Origin of the sequence: Enterococcus sp. DIV0682 (assembly GCF_051712685.1) — a bacterium.
Lineage (GTDB): Bacteria > Bacillota > Bacilli > Lactobacillales > Enterococcaceae > Enterococcus > Enterococcus faecalis.
This window is the reverse complement of record NZ_JBIOPK010000001.1, coordinates 342044-356942: the sequence shown is the minus strand read 5'-3', so window position 1 is coordinate 356942 and position 14899 is coordinate 342044. Positions and strand designations below refer to the sequence as shown.

17 protein-coding genes are annotated in these 14899 nt (G+C 38.1%); 3 read left to right on the top strand and 14 right to left on the bottom strand.

Annotated elements, in window-relative coordinates:
• Positions 1-175 precede the first annotated feature (175 nt).
• From IGK96_RS01825 to IGK96_RS01800, 6 genes are all read right to left on the bottom strand, one after another.
• Entirely contained in the window at positions 176-532 is a 357-nt protein-coding gene (locus tag IGK96_RS01825) for a hypothetical protein (protein ID WP_010707845.1), read from the bottom strand.
• Between the two features lie 79 nt (positions 533-611).
• Positions 612-1313, bottom strand: a complete 702-nt coding sequence (locus IGK96_RS01820) for an MgtC/SapB family protein (protein ID WP_002355354.1) — start codon at positions 1311-1313, stop codon at positions 612-614.
• Between the two features lie 95 nt (positions 1314-1408).
• Complete coding sequence (nagB, locus tag IGK96_RS01815) at positions 1409-2110, bottom strand: glucosamine-6-phosphate deaminase (RefSeq protein ID WP_002355352.1); 702 nt, start codon at positions 2108-2110, stop codon at positions 1409-1411.
• A 129-nt stretch (positions 2111-2239) separates the two neighbouring features.
• Positions 2240-3466 (bottom strand): LCP family glycopolymer transferase, encoded by a 1227-nt coding sequence (locus tag IGK96_RS01810; protein WP_085443027.1) that lies wholly within the window; start codon positions 3464-3466, stop codon positions 2240-2242.
• A gap of 149 nt (positions 3467-3615) precedes the next feature.
• Positions 3616-4596, bottom strand: coding sequence for a diaminopimelate epimerase (dapF, locus tag IGK96_RS01805; RefSeq protein WP_002361202.1), 981 nt, complete (start codon positions 4594-4596; stop codon positions 3616-3618).
• Positions 4597-4743: 147 nt separating this feature from the next.
• Entirely contained in the window at positions 4744-5352 is a 609-nt protein-coding gene (locus IGK96_RS01800; RefSeq protein WP_002361201.1) for a superoxide dismutase, read from the bottom strand.
• Between the two features lie 193 nt (positions 5353-5545).
• Between IGK96_RS01800 and IGK96_RS01795 the strand changes: the two genes are divergently transcribed.
• Positions 5546-6355 carry a DUF1189 domain-containing protein gene (locus tag IGK96_RS01795; protein WP_071646550.1) on the top strand — a complete coding sequence of 270 codons (810 nt, stop codon included), beginning with the start codon at positions 5546-5548 and terminating at the stop codon, positions 6353-6355.
• A gap of 34 nt (positions 6356-6389) precedes the next feature.
• Here the strand turns inward: IGK96_RS01795 and IGK96_RS01790 are convergent, their stop codons facing one another.
• Genes IGK96_RS01790 through IGK96_RS01760 form a run of 7 tightly spaced genes read right to left on the bottom strand, consistent with a single transcriptional unit; the run spans position 6390 to position 11715 of the window.
• The gene (locus tag IGK96_RS01790) at positions 6390-6809 is read right to left on the bottom strand and encodes a PTS sugar transporter subunit IIA (protein ID WP_002363016.1); all 420 of its coding nucleotides are present in this window, start codon (positions 6807-6809) and stop codon (positions 6390-6392) included.
• Positions 6810-6818: 9 nt separating this feature from the next.
• Positions 6819-7808 (bottom strand): serine hydrolase domain-containing protein, encoded by a 990-nt coding sequence (locus tag IGK96_RS01785; RefSeq protein WP_071646549.1) that lies wholly within the window; start codon positions 7806-7808, stop codon positions 6819-6821.
• A gap of 12 nt (positions 7809-7820) precedes the next feature.
• Positions 7821-8711, bottom strand: coding sequence for an N-acetylmuramic acid 6-phosphate etherase (gene murQ, locus IGK96_RS01780; RefSeq protein ID WP_162780853.1), 891 nt, complete (start codon positions 8709-8711; stop codon positions 7821-7823).
• 14 nt (positions 8712-8725) lie between these two features.
• Entirely contained in the window at positions 8726-9577 is an 852-nt protein-coding gene (locus IGK96_RS01775; RefSeq protein WP_002355339.1) for a MurR/RpiR family transcriptional regulator, read from the bottom strand.
• A 16-nt stretch (positions 9578-9593) separates the two neighbouring features.
• Positions 9594-10070 (bottom strand): PTS system mannose/fructose/N-acetylgalactosamine-transporter subunit IIB, encoded by a 477-nt coding sequence (locus IGK96_RS01770; RefSeq protein ID WP_002355337.1) that lies wholly within the window; start codon positions 10068-10070, stop codon positions 9594-9596.
• A gap of 30 nt (positions 10071-10100) precedes the next feature.
• Positions 10101-10919 carry a PTS system mannose/fructose/sorbose family transporter subunit IID gene (locus IGK96_RS01765; protein ID WP_002355336.1) on the bottom strand — a complete coding sequence of 273 codons (819 nt, stop codon included), beginning with the start codon at positions 10917-10919 and terminating at the stop codon, positions 10101-10103.
• Positions 10912-11715: a PTS mannose/fructose/sorbose/N-acetylgalactosamine transporter subunit IIC gene (locus tag IGK96_RS01760; protein WP_002358431.1), complete on the bottom strand. Its 804-nt coding sequence runs from the start codon at positions 11713-11715 to the stop codon at positions 10912-10914. The genes IGK96_RS01765 and IGK96_RS01760 overlap by 8 nt, the downstream gene beginning before the upstream one ends.
• Positions 11716-11884: 169 nt before the next feature.
• On the opposite strand from IGK96_RS01760, the gene IGK96_RS01755 reads away from it, so the two are divergent.
• Positions 11885-12655, top strand: a complete 771-nt coding sequence (locus IGK96_RS01755; RefSeq protein WP_275887612.1) for a sulfite exporter TauE/SafE family protein — start codon at positions 11885-11887, stop codon at positions 12653-12655.
• Between the two features lie 43 nt (positions 12656-12698).
• Here the strand turns inward: IGK96_RS01755 and IGK96_RS01750 are convergent, their stop codons facing one another.
• On the bottom strand, positions 12699-13100 hold the full coding sequence (locus tag IGK96_RS01750) for an organic hydroperoxide resistance protein (protein ID WP_002355332.1): 402 nt from the start codon (positions 13098-13100) through the stop codon (positions 12699-12701).
• A 220-nt stretch (positions 13101-13320) separates the two neighbouring features.
• Here IGK96_RS01750 and IGK96_RS01745 point away from each other — a divergent pair, with 220 nt between their 5' ends.
• Positions 13321-14847, top strand: a complete 1527-nt coding sequence (locus IGK96_RS01745; RefSeq protein ID WP_010777380.1) for an AMP-binding protein — start codon at positions 13321-13323, stop codon at positions 14845-14847.
• Positions 14848-14899: the final 52 nt, after the last annotated feature.

Sequence of the window (14899 nt, the reverse complement as noted above, 5' to 3'; positions counted from 1 at the left end):
CGCCACCGAACCAAGAACTAATCCAACCAAACATACTTTTCACCTCCCTAAGTAAAATATATATATAAATTAGAGTATGAAACCATTTTATTATGTACCCTACTCTAACTTATAAGTAATTTCTTTTCTCATTGCCCCTGATAAACAGGATAACAATTAGCTTATGCAAAATGGCTTACTTTTTTCTTTTAAAAGCAACCTGGATAATTTTGGAGAAAATAAAGCTAAAAATTATGATGCAGGCTAAAATAACAAAAGAACCGATAGTATTTTCCAAAACATTCTTAAATACGGGAATTTTTATTAACCCTAGATACCCAATAAGAGATAAAATAATGCCCACCAAATAAAATTGGAGTATTTCTCGGCTAGATTTTTCTTCTCCTTTTTCAAATCTGGTAGAAGCAAAATCTCCCACTTGAAATGGAAGGGGTGAACCATTTTGCGAAGGATCTACTTTTATATTCATTTTATCAAAAGAAGAATTAGAGATATTCATTTTCTCATTAGCTTTTTCTTGATTATTTTTCATCCTACATCCCTCTCTATTTTCATTATCCCTATAAAACCAAACGCTAAAAGCATCCATTTCATGAGATATTTTTTAATTCCTACACATTAATCAATCGTAATTTTGTTACATTATTTGAAACAGATAGGTCTTCGATAACATCGGCATACGTTAGGCCTTTAGGCAAATCAATAGTATAGATATTCGTATAGATTTTTGTATCATCCACCCAAGAAACATTGAAGTTCACATCATAAATTTCAATATGTTTTTCTTCAAAATACTGATTAATAAATTCTTTGGTTTCTTGTTTATGTTGATAGCGAATTTCTAATTTTTTGATTGTTGGTACGTGAATAATTCGTTTGACAATGGTTAAGGCAAATAATACACCGATAAAACTTGTTAAGGCAATCGTATAGTAGCCCATGCCCACCGCGATCCCTAAACCAGCAACGGTCCATAGTGACGCTGCTGTCGTCAATCCGGTGACACTTTGTTTCGTTACAATGATGGTTCCAGCACCTAAAAAGCCGATTCCACTTACAACTTGTGCGATCAACCTTGCTTGATCTGAACGAATGACCCCCGTCAAAGCCGGATTAGCTAACGCATCTTTCAATGCATTGATTGCAATTTGCGACTGAATTAACGCAATAATAGCCGCGCCCATACAAACTAAAATGTGAGTGCGCATCCCTGCTGGGCGATTCTTATATTGTCTTTCAAAACCAATTGCGCCACCCATCACCATCGCTAGGACTAACCGTAAAATAATTTCTGGAATTGTTAGCTGTAACATCCTTTTCACCTCTTCTTCTATTACTTCCAGTATAACAAAAAAAGAACTTGAAACATAAGGAAATCCTTATGTTTCAAGTTCTTTTTCATCAATGACTATAATTTACTTGCAGCTGCATCATCAATGATTACAACAACATCTTGATGGTTTTGTAATGCACTTGCTGGCATGTCTGTTGTTACTGGTCCGTCAATCATCCCTTTAATGGCCTCTGCTTTTGCTTCGCCATAAGCCATTAAAATCATTTTTTTACCTTTCATGATTGAGCCAATCCCCATAGAAACAGCACGTGTTGGGACATCTTCTACTTTGTCAAAATAACGTTTATTTGCGTTGATTGTTGATTCAGTCAACTCAACGACATGTGTTAAGCTATCTAGAGGTGTGCCTGGTTCGTTGAAACCAATGTGTCCATTTTGACCAATACCTAAGATTTGGATATCTACTGGATGTGCATCGATAATTTTTTCATATTCTGCGGAAGCAGCATCTAAATCTTCTGCTTTACCATTTGGTACAAATGTTTCTTTAAATGGTTTTTTGTCAAATAAGTGTTTGTTCATGAAATAACGGTAACTTTGCTCATCTTCGCCACCTAAACCAACATATTCATCTAAGTTTACAGAAGTCATTTCTGTAAAGTCGACATCACTTGCTGTCATTTCTTTATATAATGTTTCTGGTGTACTACCTGTTGCTAAGCCTAAAACTTTCGCACCATTGTTCATACCTTCTTTAATTAATTCAAACGCTTTTTTGCCGCCTTCTTCTGCATTTGCTACACGGATAATTTGCATTTTGACACGCTCCTTACGGTTTATTTTGGTATAGTCCAATTATAACACCTTCTGAAAAAAATTTCTAGAATAAAAGAAAAAAACTTCTATTTCCATCAGAAATAGAAGTTTTCGAGCTTGTTTAACAGATTAATATTGTGGTGCGTTGGGATCCACATACGTATTTGGATCAGCATAAGCGTTTGGATCTGTGTACGTATTTGGGTCAACGTACGTATTTGGGTCAACGTACGTATTCGGATCATAGGCTCCTTCTGCTGCTTGTTGCGTATTGCCGTTGTATTCTGTTTGACCGGCTGTGGTGTCCGCTGTGCTACTCGAACTAGTAGAGCTATTGGCACTTGAATCACCAGATTCACCAATCAGTGCAGTATCTGTAACAGCATAGCTAAACTGATTATAAAAGGCTAAATCTTTTTCACGTTCAGAAGCATGTTCTTTTAAACCAAGTTGTTTTCTAAGTGTTGTTTGTGTTTTGTATAAACTATTTGGATCTAGGACTTGATAATAAATATCATCAATAGTTGCACTGTATCCTTGTAATTGTTCAGAGTCAATTGTTTTAAAGGCAGACAAATATTTTGATTGGATGTCCATCATGTCATCCCAAGTTAAGTCTGTTTTTACATTGGCTTCAACAGCATCAAGAATTTTTCGATATTTTGAAACACCATCAAAACTCATGACTTTGCGCACGATTTTCTCAACAACTTCTCGTTGGCGGCGTTGACGACCCACATCTCCTTCAGGATCTTCGTGACGCATCCGCGCATAAGCCAAACCTGTCGTGCCATCTAACTTGATTTTACCTGCTGGAACAGTAATACCGTCCAACGTAAATTCACCAATCGTATTATCTACTTCAATACCGCCTACCGCATCAATCAGGTCTTTTAACCCTTTCATATTGATGGATACATAGTGATGGATGGGAATATCCAGTAATTCTTGGACTGTATTAATCGCCATTTCGGCGCCACCAAATGCATAGGCATGGTTCAATTTGTCTTGTGTGTCATTTCCAACAATATCTGTTAGAATATCTCTATCCAAACTGATCATTGTGGACTTGTTTTCTTTCGGGTTGATGGTTACAACCATTGTAGTATCTGAACGACCTTGTTCTGTTCGGCCTAAATCGCCTGTGTCAATCCCCATTAAAAGAACAGAGAATGGTTCTTGCGCATCAATATTGGCCGTGGCTCCTTTATTGGACTTACGGTTAACTGATTGATAGATCCCATTAATTGTTGAATTGGCATCTGAATACATCTTAATCCCGTAAGCACATACCCCAGCTACTACCACTAGCAAGACGCTCAAGAAGCCCAGTACTACTTTTTTCCATAGTTTCATAAGACACTTCCTCGTTTATCTAAGAATAATTCTTAATTCATGCCCTTTATTTTCTCATAGTTTGCTTATTCAAGCAATATTTTTTATTTTTTGGAACAAGAACTTAACACAATTGTAAAATAAAAGAGCGCTTTACCAAGGAACAATTGTTATTTTTGAGAAAGTGTTTGCAGAAATTCTTGATAATGTTTTTGTTCATTCGTTTCAGTGATAGTTATTTTCTCAAATGCACCATTTAGTAAATCAGTCAGTGATCCTTCAATCAAATGCGTAATCGTGGCATTCCCAATTAATTCCATCCAATAACTGCCATCTGACGTTTCGTGGACGACTGTTTTCACCATACCTCCAGCATTTTTGACGGTTATTTCTTCATAAAAAACACCATCTTTCAATAACGTATAAAGTAAACTACTTGCGCACATAGCTGTCCCACAAGCACTTGTAAAACCTACACCACGTTCATACGTTCGAACAAATAGTTGATTTTTGCCAAGAATTTCAACAAAACTCACATTTATCCCTTCTGGAAAATATGGATTTTCATTATTTACATAGGTAGCGATTCGTTCAAATTCTGGACCATTTAAGGTTTCATGATCCACAAATGCTACAAGGTGCGGATTAGGCACTGCTACCGCTGTAAAGCGAATGGTGTTAGATAAGGCTGGTACGATTTCATCAATTAATGTTTGGACCCCTAAATGCATTGGGATAGTGACTGCTTCAAAACTTACTGGTGAAATTTCCACTTGGTAAGTCGCTACTTCTTCAGCTAAATTGGGGGCTTGACGTACTTTCAAATCTGCAAACATTGTTTCAACTGTAAATGATTTTTCTTGGTTTTTTTCAGCTAAATAACGGGCAACCGTACGCAAGCCGTTCCCGCACATGCTTGCTTCACTACCATCGCTGTTAATCACTCGCATTCTAGCATTGGACGTGCCGTGAGTCCCTTCTCCTACCAAAAGTAACCCATCTGCTCCCGCCAATAATCCTGTTTCCCGCGAACATAACTGGATGCGCAATTGCTCAATTTCCTCAGCGGTTAAAGAACGCTCAAACTGTGTTTCATCCAATAAAAAGAAATCATTTTCTGACCCGTGTACTTTTTGCATCATAACATTCATTTTTTTAGCTCCTTCTTTATGTATCCGTTATCTTTCCCTACTTACTTTAGTATGCCATAAACGAATAACTATTTCGACCCTGGATTTGTAAAAGGAAAGAGTCAAATGACAGCCGTCATTTGACTCTTTCCTTCACAATTGGCAAACTTATTTTGCTGCTGCAAAAAGTTCGTTTACTTTATCCCAATTAACAACGTTCCAGAATGCTTCAATGTAATCTGGACGAACGTTTTTATATTTTAAGTAATACGCATGTTCCCAAACGTCAAGACCTAAAACAGGTGTTTGGCCATCCATTAATGGTGAATCTTGGTTTGGTGTTGAAGTGATTTCTAATTTACCGTTATTCACAACTAACCAAGCCCAACCTGAACCAAAGCGGCCAGTTGCAGCTGTTTTGAAAGCAGCTTTCATTTCATCAAAGCTACCAAATGTTTCATCGATTGCTTCTTTAATAGCGCCAGTTGGTTGTCCACCAGCATTTGGTGCCATAATTTCCCAGAAGAATGTATGGTTTGCGTGACCGCCACCATTGTTACGAACGGCTGTGCGGATATCTTCAGGAATAGCATTCATATCTGAAATTAAGTCTTCTACAGATTTTTCGCCTAATTCTGGATGTTTTTCAATCGCTGCGTTTAAGTTAGTCACATAAGTGTTGTGGTGTTTATCATGGTGTAAGTGCATTGTTTCCACGTCAATGTAAGGTTCTAATGCATCATAAGCATATGGTAACTCTGGTAATGTGTAAGTCATTTTTTAAATCCCCCTATTTTTTAGTATGTAACATACGTCTTTCATACAACTATTATGATAACAGAGTGAACCGCTTTCTACAAAATAGTTTGCTTGCCAAAAGAAAAGTTTTACAAAAGAGGGAGATTACCTTGTGTTTCCCTCATAAATTCGCTAGAATGACCTGTAGAAGAATGATGTGAGGAGTAAATAAATGAATACATTGCAATTATTTAAGCAGGCCTTTTTTTCAGTTTCAGAATTACGGCGTGCGAAAAAAATGGCGTTTTGGAAAGTAATTCTCTATGCTGTTTTTTTAAGCGCTATTTTAGCACTACCTATTACCAAACAAGTCTTTTCTGTGCTACAAGAGGTGCAACAAGATGGCCAAAAAATTGCAGAAAAGTTGCCTGACTTTTCTATTGAAAATGGCACGTTGCAAACAAAGGCCAAAGAATCTGGTTTTATTTATCAAACCGACTCGATTATTTTTACGTTTGATCCAGATGGAAAACGTACAGCCGCTGATGTCCAAAAGGATTTAATTGGTAATGCGTTTGGTTTGGCTTTTTTACAAGATGAATTTGTAGTCGCCTTACCAAATTCAGGCGCAACTGAATCAATTCTAGGCACCGACCAATTTATCTTCCCCTATAGTAAAGGAACCTTAGATGGCGTTAACGCTCAGAGTATCAAGACTGCGCTAAGCGAAGCAGCAATCCCTTGGTGGACAAAACTCATTGTCTTTTTAGTGGCTATCTACCCTGTTCTAATCGGTTTAGTTTTAGACTTACTGATTGCCGCTATCGGTGCATCTCTCTATTCAAAATTACGTTTTTATTCTTTACGTTTGATTGATTGTTTAAAAATTATTACGTATTGTGCTACCGTGCCAGTCATCTTAAGTGCTATTTTAAACTTCGTAAATCCGATGTTTAACGATGGCATCCTAGTTATTTTACTAAGTCTGTTCTTTTTCTTTGTCACAACCAAAAACGAACCACGGAATATCCCTGGTTCTTAAAAAAAGGTGTTGTCTTTGAGACAACACCTTTTTGCTATTCTTCAAATTCTTCTTCATCTGTTAATTCAGGTAAGTCAATCGTGGTCACCGCAGATTGGCCAATTTGCGTTAAATATGCAGCTAATTCATCCACATTTTCCACAGGTGAGACGGCTGCTTCAATTGCCATTGCTAAATTAAGTCCAGCGACTACTCGCAATTGCGGATAAGTGCCCATGGCCATCATAGCCACATTACAAGGTGTTCCTCCTTTTAAATCAGCTAATACAAGCGTCGGGACATTGCCAGCTTCTTTTAAGATTGCTGCCAGTTTTGCTTGCGTGCCGCTCAAGCCATCTTCTGCGGTCATTGACACAATCGCAGCATCTGCTAATTCCCCGACAATCATTTGAGTAGAAGCTAAGGTTTCTTCTGCCATCCGTCCATGGCTCATTAAAATTAATTTTGGTTTCATCATATCCTCCTAAAAATACTGCTGATAAATTTTTGTTCGTGCTTTCAGAAAACCACGTTCTTCACGAGTGGGATGAATCCGATTCGTCAACAAAATTAGGGCTTCTTTGGTCTCTTTTTTCATACCAATCGCCGTTCCAGTAAAGCCAGTATGATACAAATAGTCTGCCCCGGCTTGCGTCTTTTTCACTTCCCAACCAAATGTACGTCCCCCTTGGTTCATAGACCAGAGAGTATCGAACATTTTTTCAGAAAATAATGGTTTGCCAGACGGGTAGCGATTGTTCATAAAACACTGAACAAAAGTGAGTAAATCTGGTAAAGTTGCAAATAAACCTGCACTGCCGATTGGCGCTTTTAGTTGATAGGCTTTCGAATCGTGGACCACTCCCTGAATAACGCCGCGTTGTTTTGTAATCTCTGTGGGCACTGCCTGGGCAAAATCGCTGACCGTAAAACTTGTATGCTGTAGGTTCATTGGTTGAAATACGTATGTTTGAAAACTCTCTTCTAATGAGCAGCGATCCAATACTTGAATAATTTCTCCCAATAAGTAATACCCTAAATCAGAATAAATGGTTTTTCCTCGTTCAGATAACGAATGCGTCAAAATGATTTCTTGCAAGCTTTTTTTTGTGACATTTTTCTTATCGGCAACATCAGCTGGCAGTCCGCTCTGATGCAGTAGAAGCTCCCCAATCGAACAAGATAGTCCTTGATAATCAGGTAGGATTTCCCCCACGGTGGTTGAAAAAGCAAGCTGATTTGTATCGATTAATTGTAACATTCGATTTGTTGTCCCAATAACTTTCGTTAAGGACGCTAAATCATACAGGCTAGCTGATGAAACCTTTTGTCTTGCAAATGGACCAGTATTACCTAAAAAGCCCGTATACTGTTCTGATAAGCTATCTTCTGTGATCGTCCCCCAAGCGACACCCGGAACGACTTGCTGATTAATCAGTCTCTGAATTGTTTCTTGAATTGCGATTTGATTCATTGTTCACCACTTCTATGCTAAAACTTCTGAAATCCGTCCGTCATGTTCTGCTAATAGTTGTTTGGCTTTTTGAAAATCAACGTGGGCTTTCGCCATTACAATAGCTGGTGACACTTCTAGCTGCGCTGCCTCCAAATATTCTTTGGCTTGCGATTCCTCGATTTCTGCTGCTTCTTTAATGATATTCGTGGCACGTTGCATTAATTTTTCGTTCGTTGGTTGTACGTTGACCATCAAATTTTGATAGATATTCCCTACTTTAACCATAATCCCTGTTGAAAACATATTTAACACCATTTTCTGTGCTGAACCCGCTTTCATTCTAGTTGACCCTGTAATGACTTCCGGTCCGACAATTGGCGCAATCCCAATTTCCGCCAATTGATTCATCGGACTTTGATTATTACAGGTCACGGAGATGGTTAGAGCGCCCACTTTTTTTCCGTATTCAATTGCGGAAACAGCATATGGTGTCCGACCACTAGCAGCAATCGCAATTACGACATCTCGGGCGGTCAATTGATGTTGCGTTAAATCTTCGATAGCTAATTCTTTCGAGTCTTCAGCGCCTTCAATTGCTTGATACATTGCTTTTTCACCACCAGCTAAAATACCAAATGCGCGTTCTGGCGACACACTATATGTGGGCGTTAATTCAATCGCATCCAAAGCACCTAAACGTCCAGACGTTCCTGCACCACAATAGATTAAACGGCCCCCTTTTTTAAATCGTTCTGCCGCTGCATCAATTGCTGCAGCAATCTGCGGAAGCACCTTTTCAATTGCTTGTGCTACCTTTTGGTCTTCTTGATTTATTAAAGTCACCATTTCTAATGTTGACACTTGGTCAATCTTTTTAGTCGCTTCATTTCTGGCTTCTGTCGTTAATCCTTCTAAGTTCATTTGCTTGCACACCCCTACTTCTCTTTTAGACGGCTGACAAGTTGACTCGTTTCAATCATATTTCGTTCGATTTCTGTGTCTAAATCATCTTGAATTGAACCTAAATACAGAACATCGCCAATTGCCATTGACGAAGCAATCGATGAAATAGCCCCAACTCGAATGAGGTGCTCATTATTGGGGACTAAAAGAACTTCATCGCTCAATGATCGCACGTTTTCTCCATCGTTACTGGTAATAAAAATAACCGTTGCGCCTCTATTTTTGGCAATTTCACAGGCGATTAAGGCTTCTTTTGTCAAACCACTATAGGAGACCGTGATCAAAATGTCTTGTGCCGTTGCATAATTTAAAAACTCCAACATCATGTGACTATCATAATTAAAAATTGCTTGGCGACCAGCGCGGTTAAACTTGTGATAAAGATTATAAGTCGTTAAAGAAGAGGCACCAATTCCAACCAAATGAATTTTTTCCGCTTTTTTAACATGCGCGATTGCTCGTTCCAAGGCTTGTTTATCCACTGTATAAAATAAATCCTCAATCGTAGCATTTAATAAAGATTCTACTTTCATACAAATAGTATCCACCGAATCATCTGCCGCTACAATTGGATCAATATCTTTTTTACCGTTACTGGCAGCTTGTACCGCTGCAATGGATAGTTTTAACTCTTCCCAGCTGTCAAACCCTAATTGTTTAGAAAAACGGGTAACTGATGCTGGAGAAGTTTCGCTATTGCTAGCAATTTCGTTTGCTGTTAATGAGAGAAGACGGGTCGGATCCTTCAGTATATAGTCTGCGATTCTCTTATTTACTTTGGAAAAGTCCTTATATTTTTGTCTGATTGAACGGATTGGCTCCATCTTCTCATCTCCATTTCTATTTTATGAAAGTTAAAATTGCTTCGTTTGGTTCAGAAGGGATCATCTGTGCGGTAATAGTCACCCCATTATCTGTTAAACGACGAACAGTTTGAATATCTTCATCGGTTAATGCAACAGATTTTTTAATTGCTCGACTGCCTTCTTTTTGAGAAATATTGCCGACATTGAAGCTCTGTAACGGAACACCGCCATCAATTAAAGCCGCCATGTCTGCAATGTCTTTCGTAATTAAAAAGACTTTTTCTTCATCATAATTGCCTGCTAAAATTTTTTCAATCGCTTTACGTTTCGATAAAATGGATAATTTAACTCCTGCAGGCTTAGCCATTTTTAAGGCACCAATTTGTAATTGATCTTTGACAGCGGCATCATTTACTACCATGATTCTTTGTGCGCCAACCGTATTCGTCCAAACGGTTGCAACTTGTCCGTGAATTAAACGCTCATCTACTCTTGCATGTACAATTGTCATAATAAATCTCTCCTATTATATACTATTTTTTTAAAATAAACCGCCAACCCAAGCCAACATTGGTTGTAAATTACCTAAAACCATGCCAATTAAAATTAAAACAAAGATTAGCCGTGTTGAATTCATTTTCTTTTTCCCTAGTAACCAATAGGATAAAAGAACAATCCCTAAAGGAATTAATGCGGGTAAAATTTTATCCAACATTTCTTGAACAGATAATGTTACATCTCCCATTTTATAAGTTAAATCTAATTTGTAAGTAATTACCGAAGGAATCAAACCGCCGACCACCGTTAAACCTAAAATAGCTGCACCTTGCGTAAACAATTTCATTTTATCCGCAAATTCTGTCGCAATTTTTTTCCCTTGATGGTAACCAATCCAAGTGAATTTATAGCGAACCCATAGGACCACTGCTCCGGCAATTAACGGGATCAGTAACCCAACAACCTGGCCCCCTTGCGCCATGTAAGCTGCAATCGAAAAAACAATCGCACGATAAATCGCGATAAAAATGGTATCACCAACACCAGCAAACGGACCCATTAGACCTGTTTTCAAACCAGTAATGGCCGTTTCATCTTCAATGCCAACTTCTTCTTCCAAAGCCATATCAGCTCCGACAATTAAATGCGACATGGCTGGCGTTGTATTCATAAAGCCAAGATGTGTCTTCAAGGCTTTCTTCATAGCTACTGGATCTTCACTGTATAGTCGCTTTAATGCAGGCATCATCACCCAAGCGTAACCAAGTCCTTGCATTTTTTCATAGTTCCAGCCCCACTGATAGCCAAAAAGATTACGGACGTAAACTTTATTAATATCCTTTTTTGTTAATTTGTTAGTCATCAATCTCAACCTCCTCATCATCTTCGTAAATAACCGTGCCACTTGTTGTAGCTGCGCCGCCTTTGTTATGATTCATCACATAAATCGCTGCTAAAGCCAAGCCAACCAGTGCGACACCTAAAACTGAGAAGAATTGGGCCCCATAAGCAAGTAACACGAACCCAATAATAAAATAAGGCCAGTATGTTTTAATTGGCAAGTAACGCATTAAAATAGCAATCCCCATCGCTGGTAAAATAGCACCTGCTGCTTTTAACCCATTCATCACCCAAATAGGAATCCAATTATTGATAGCGTTTACAACTTGTTCACCAAAAGCTAGGCCAATAAATACTGGGATGACACGAGAAATCGTCCAAGGAAAAATTCCTAAAACATTGCAGCGCTCGACCCCTTTATAATTGCCTTCTTCCGCATAGCGATCTGCTTTGTGTTGGAAAAACGTATTAGCCATTCTGCCTAAAATATCTAGTTGTGTTAATAATAACCCAATCGGAACCGCAACTCCGATACCATACTCTGCCCCTTTCCCTGAAATGATTGCATAAGCCGTTCCCATAATGGCCCCTGAAAGAAAGTCTGGGACTGTTGCTCCTCCATAAGTCGCTACGCCTAATGTCATCAATTGAAGCGTTGCCCCAATCATCAAACCTGTTTGAACATCTCCTAAGACTAGGCCAGTAAACGTTGCAGCAAACAATGGTGTATATGGACCAATCTGAATAGAAATTTGGTCAAGTACACCAACAACTGTGTAAAGACATAAAATCAAAATAATACCAATCGATACTGTCATGCTTTCTCATCCTCCTTGAATGCGTTTTCTTTTTTGTATTTGTAGAATACCATTAAAGAAATGTCATTTCAAGTTCTTTTTAAAAATATTTTCAAATGAAATTACATTTCTTATATAATTTTTATGCTATACTAAAAGAAAACGGTTTAGGAGTGATTATGTGCGGGTTTTGCTGATTTATTTCATAACTATTTTTCTATCCAATACAGTTGGGGCGCTCTCTGGGATGGGTGGAGGCGTCATTATTAAGCCTGTTTTGGATTTTCTTGGGTTCCATTCGTTAAATAGTATTGCGTTCTATTCAAGTGTCGCTGTTTTTGTCATGTCCATTTCTTCGACTTATAAACAGTATCAAAATGGTGTCCAAATTGAATGGAAAAAAGCCGCGAGTATTTCGTTTGGTTCCTTAGTCGGCGGTATGTTAGGTGATTTACTTCTTAATCAGGCGATTGCACTAGCGCCAAATGAAGAAAAAGTACAACTAATCCAATATATCATCATGTTGGTGACCTTGGTTTTGGTTCTTCTCTACAATCAATTTTCCAACTGGCACTTACACCTCAACGGATTGAGCATTTTTCTGATTGTCGGATTAGGCTTAGGGATTCTATCAACCTTTTTAGGCATCGGTGGCGGTCCCATTAATGTAGCTTGCCTTATTCTCTTTTTTGGAATGGATATCAAATCAGCAACTGTCTATTCCATCATTACTATTTTTTTCTCCCAACTCGCCAAACTTGGCAATATCGGCTTGACCACAGGGTTTGCGGTTTTTGATTTAACAATTCTTTGGGCTATTATTCCTGCCGCTTTATTCGGTGGTTATGTCGGCGGTCTTTTCAGTAAAAAATTATCTCAACAACGGGTCGCCCAAATTTATAGTTTAGTTGTTTTTTTAGTTATTTTGTTAAATATGTATAATTTGTGGACTGTTATCTAAAAAAGAAGCGCTTTGTCTATATGACAAAGCGCTTCTTTTTTAATTAAATCACTGTTAATTTAACATCTATATTATTTCTTGTTGCTTTAGAATATGGGCAAATTTCGTGGGCTTTTTTAACAAGTTCTTCTGCTTTAGCTTGATCTACCCCATCAATATGAACTTCTAATTCAGCACCAACGCTAAACCCATCTTCTCCTTGGAATAAGGATACACGTGCAGTTACTGTACTTTTACCTTCGACTTTTTCTTGATCCATCACTAATTCTAATGCACCATTAAAGCAAGCACTGTAAGCCGCTGCGAATAATTGTTCTGGATTTGTTGTATTTTCTTTCTTAACACCTGGCGAAGCAACCGCATAAGAAAATGATTTATCCGGTGAGTGAACTTCTCCTGCACGTCCACCCGTATTAATGATAGTTGTTTCATAGATTTTTTTCATGTAAATTCCTCTCCTTTGTAAAGTTTTACACTTCTGAGAACTTGTTACTTACATAATTATTGTAGGAAACTTTGTCAGATACAGCAAACGTTGTGCTTGTGAATAATAAAAAATAACATTTAACGTTGTATTTTTGACGTAGAAAAAGAACCCATTCTATGATAGGATAAAGTGAACTTGTACATTTGTACACAAACTATTTTACAAAGGAGACTTTCCCTTGACACACTTACTTGATTATCAACCATTAAACCTCTACACAAACTATCAAGAAGCCGCAGAAAAAACACCAACTGTTCCAATTATTTTTGATGAATCTTTGCCTGCTTTTCCTGCACTTGGCTTAGAAACAACTTATGGTGAAAGCCATCAAGAAATTTTGAAACGGGCATATCAATTAGCCGCTTTAGGTGTAAAAAAAGGCGACAAAATTATTATTTATAAAAGTCCTAAATTCGACACGTATTTACTAGCTGTTGCAGCCTCATATCTAGCAGCCGTTCCTGTAATGGTTTCATACCATTTACCTTTTGAAACAATTGAAGTATTCGTTGATCGTTTAGAAGATCCTTATATTTTATTTGATGATGTGACTGCTGAAAAAGTTCAAGCTGTTCGTAATAGCTCTGCCAATAAAAAACTTTCGGTTGCTTCTCTTTTAGAAGCTGATGCCACGGAAGTTCCTCAAGACGAACTGACTAAAGACGAAATTGCCTACATGACCCACACCTCTGGAACAACAGGTATTCCTAAACTTATCTGTCATTCCAATCACTCTATGGGTTGGCGTACAAAATGGCAAAAAACCATTTTCACAAAAATTGCTGAAAAGAAATTAGTTGGCTTTCATATTTCGCCAGTTCATTCTCGTTTTAACATTGGCGTGTCTTCTTTAATGGCCATGGGCTTCCCTATGATGCCTTTAGCAAATGCTTCGAGCGAAAAAGTCGCTGAAATGTTCAGCACCTATCAACCAATCGCTGTAGAAACACACCCCAATAACTTCGTTCAATGGGTTCGTTTGGCCAAAGAAAAACCTGAAGCTTTCGCTAGTGTCCATTATTATCATTCTACTTTTGATGCAATTAACAACGCTACAATGGTGGCTTTCTTAAAAGCATCTGCTGCCAATGAACCAATTTTCCTACAAGTTTATGGACAAAGTGAATGCGGGCCAATGATCTTACGAGCGCATACTTTAGAATCCCTAAAAGATTCAGATGCTCGTGACATGGGCGTTGGTTTAGAGGATTTAACACAAGCTCGAATTACCGATGAAAAAGGACAAGTTTTACCTGCGATGACGGACGGCCATATCCAATTCTTATCAAAAGGACGGGCCTTAACATATTACAAAGAAGATGCCCGCTTTACAGAAAATGTCTACGGCGAATGGTGGGACAGCGGCGATTACGGAATGTTAGATGAACGCGGCCACTTATTCTTGAAAGATCGCCAAGTAGATCTAATTGAAAACATCGACAGTAATTTAGCTATTGAAGATCATTTATTGGATGCATTAGATTTCTTAGAAGAAGTGATTATTGTCCGTGGCAAAGAAAATGAACCTCAGCCAATTTTAGCGGTTGTCCCTGGGGAAGAAATGGATTGGGACGCTTGGTGGACACAAGTAGCCGATTTACCACATTTAAACGAACCTATCATTATGGCTTTTGATGAAATCCCTCACACAGCTACTATGAAAGTGCAACGTTTACAACTAGAAAAATGGTTAAAAGAACAATAAAATAAAATTCTTTGTTAAACAGTGTTGGTCAAAAGAACGTTTAGACCAGCGT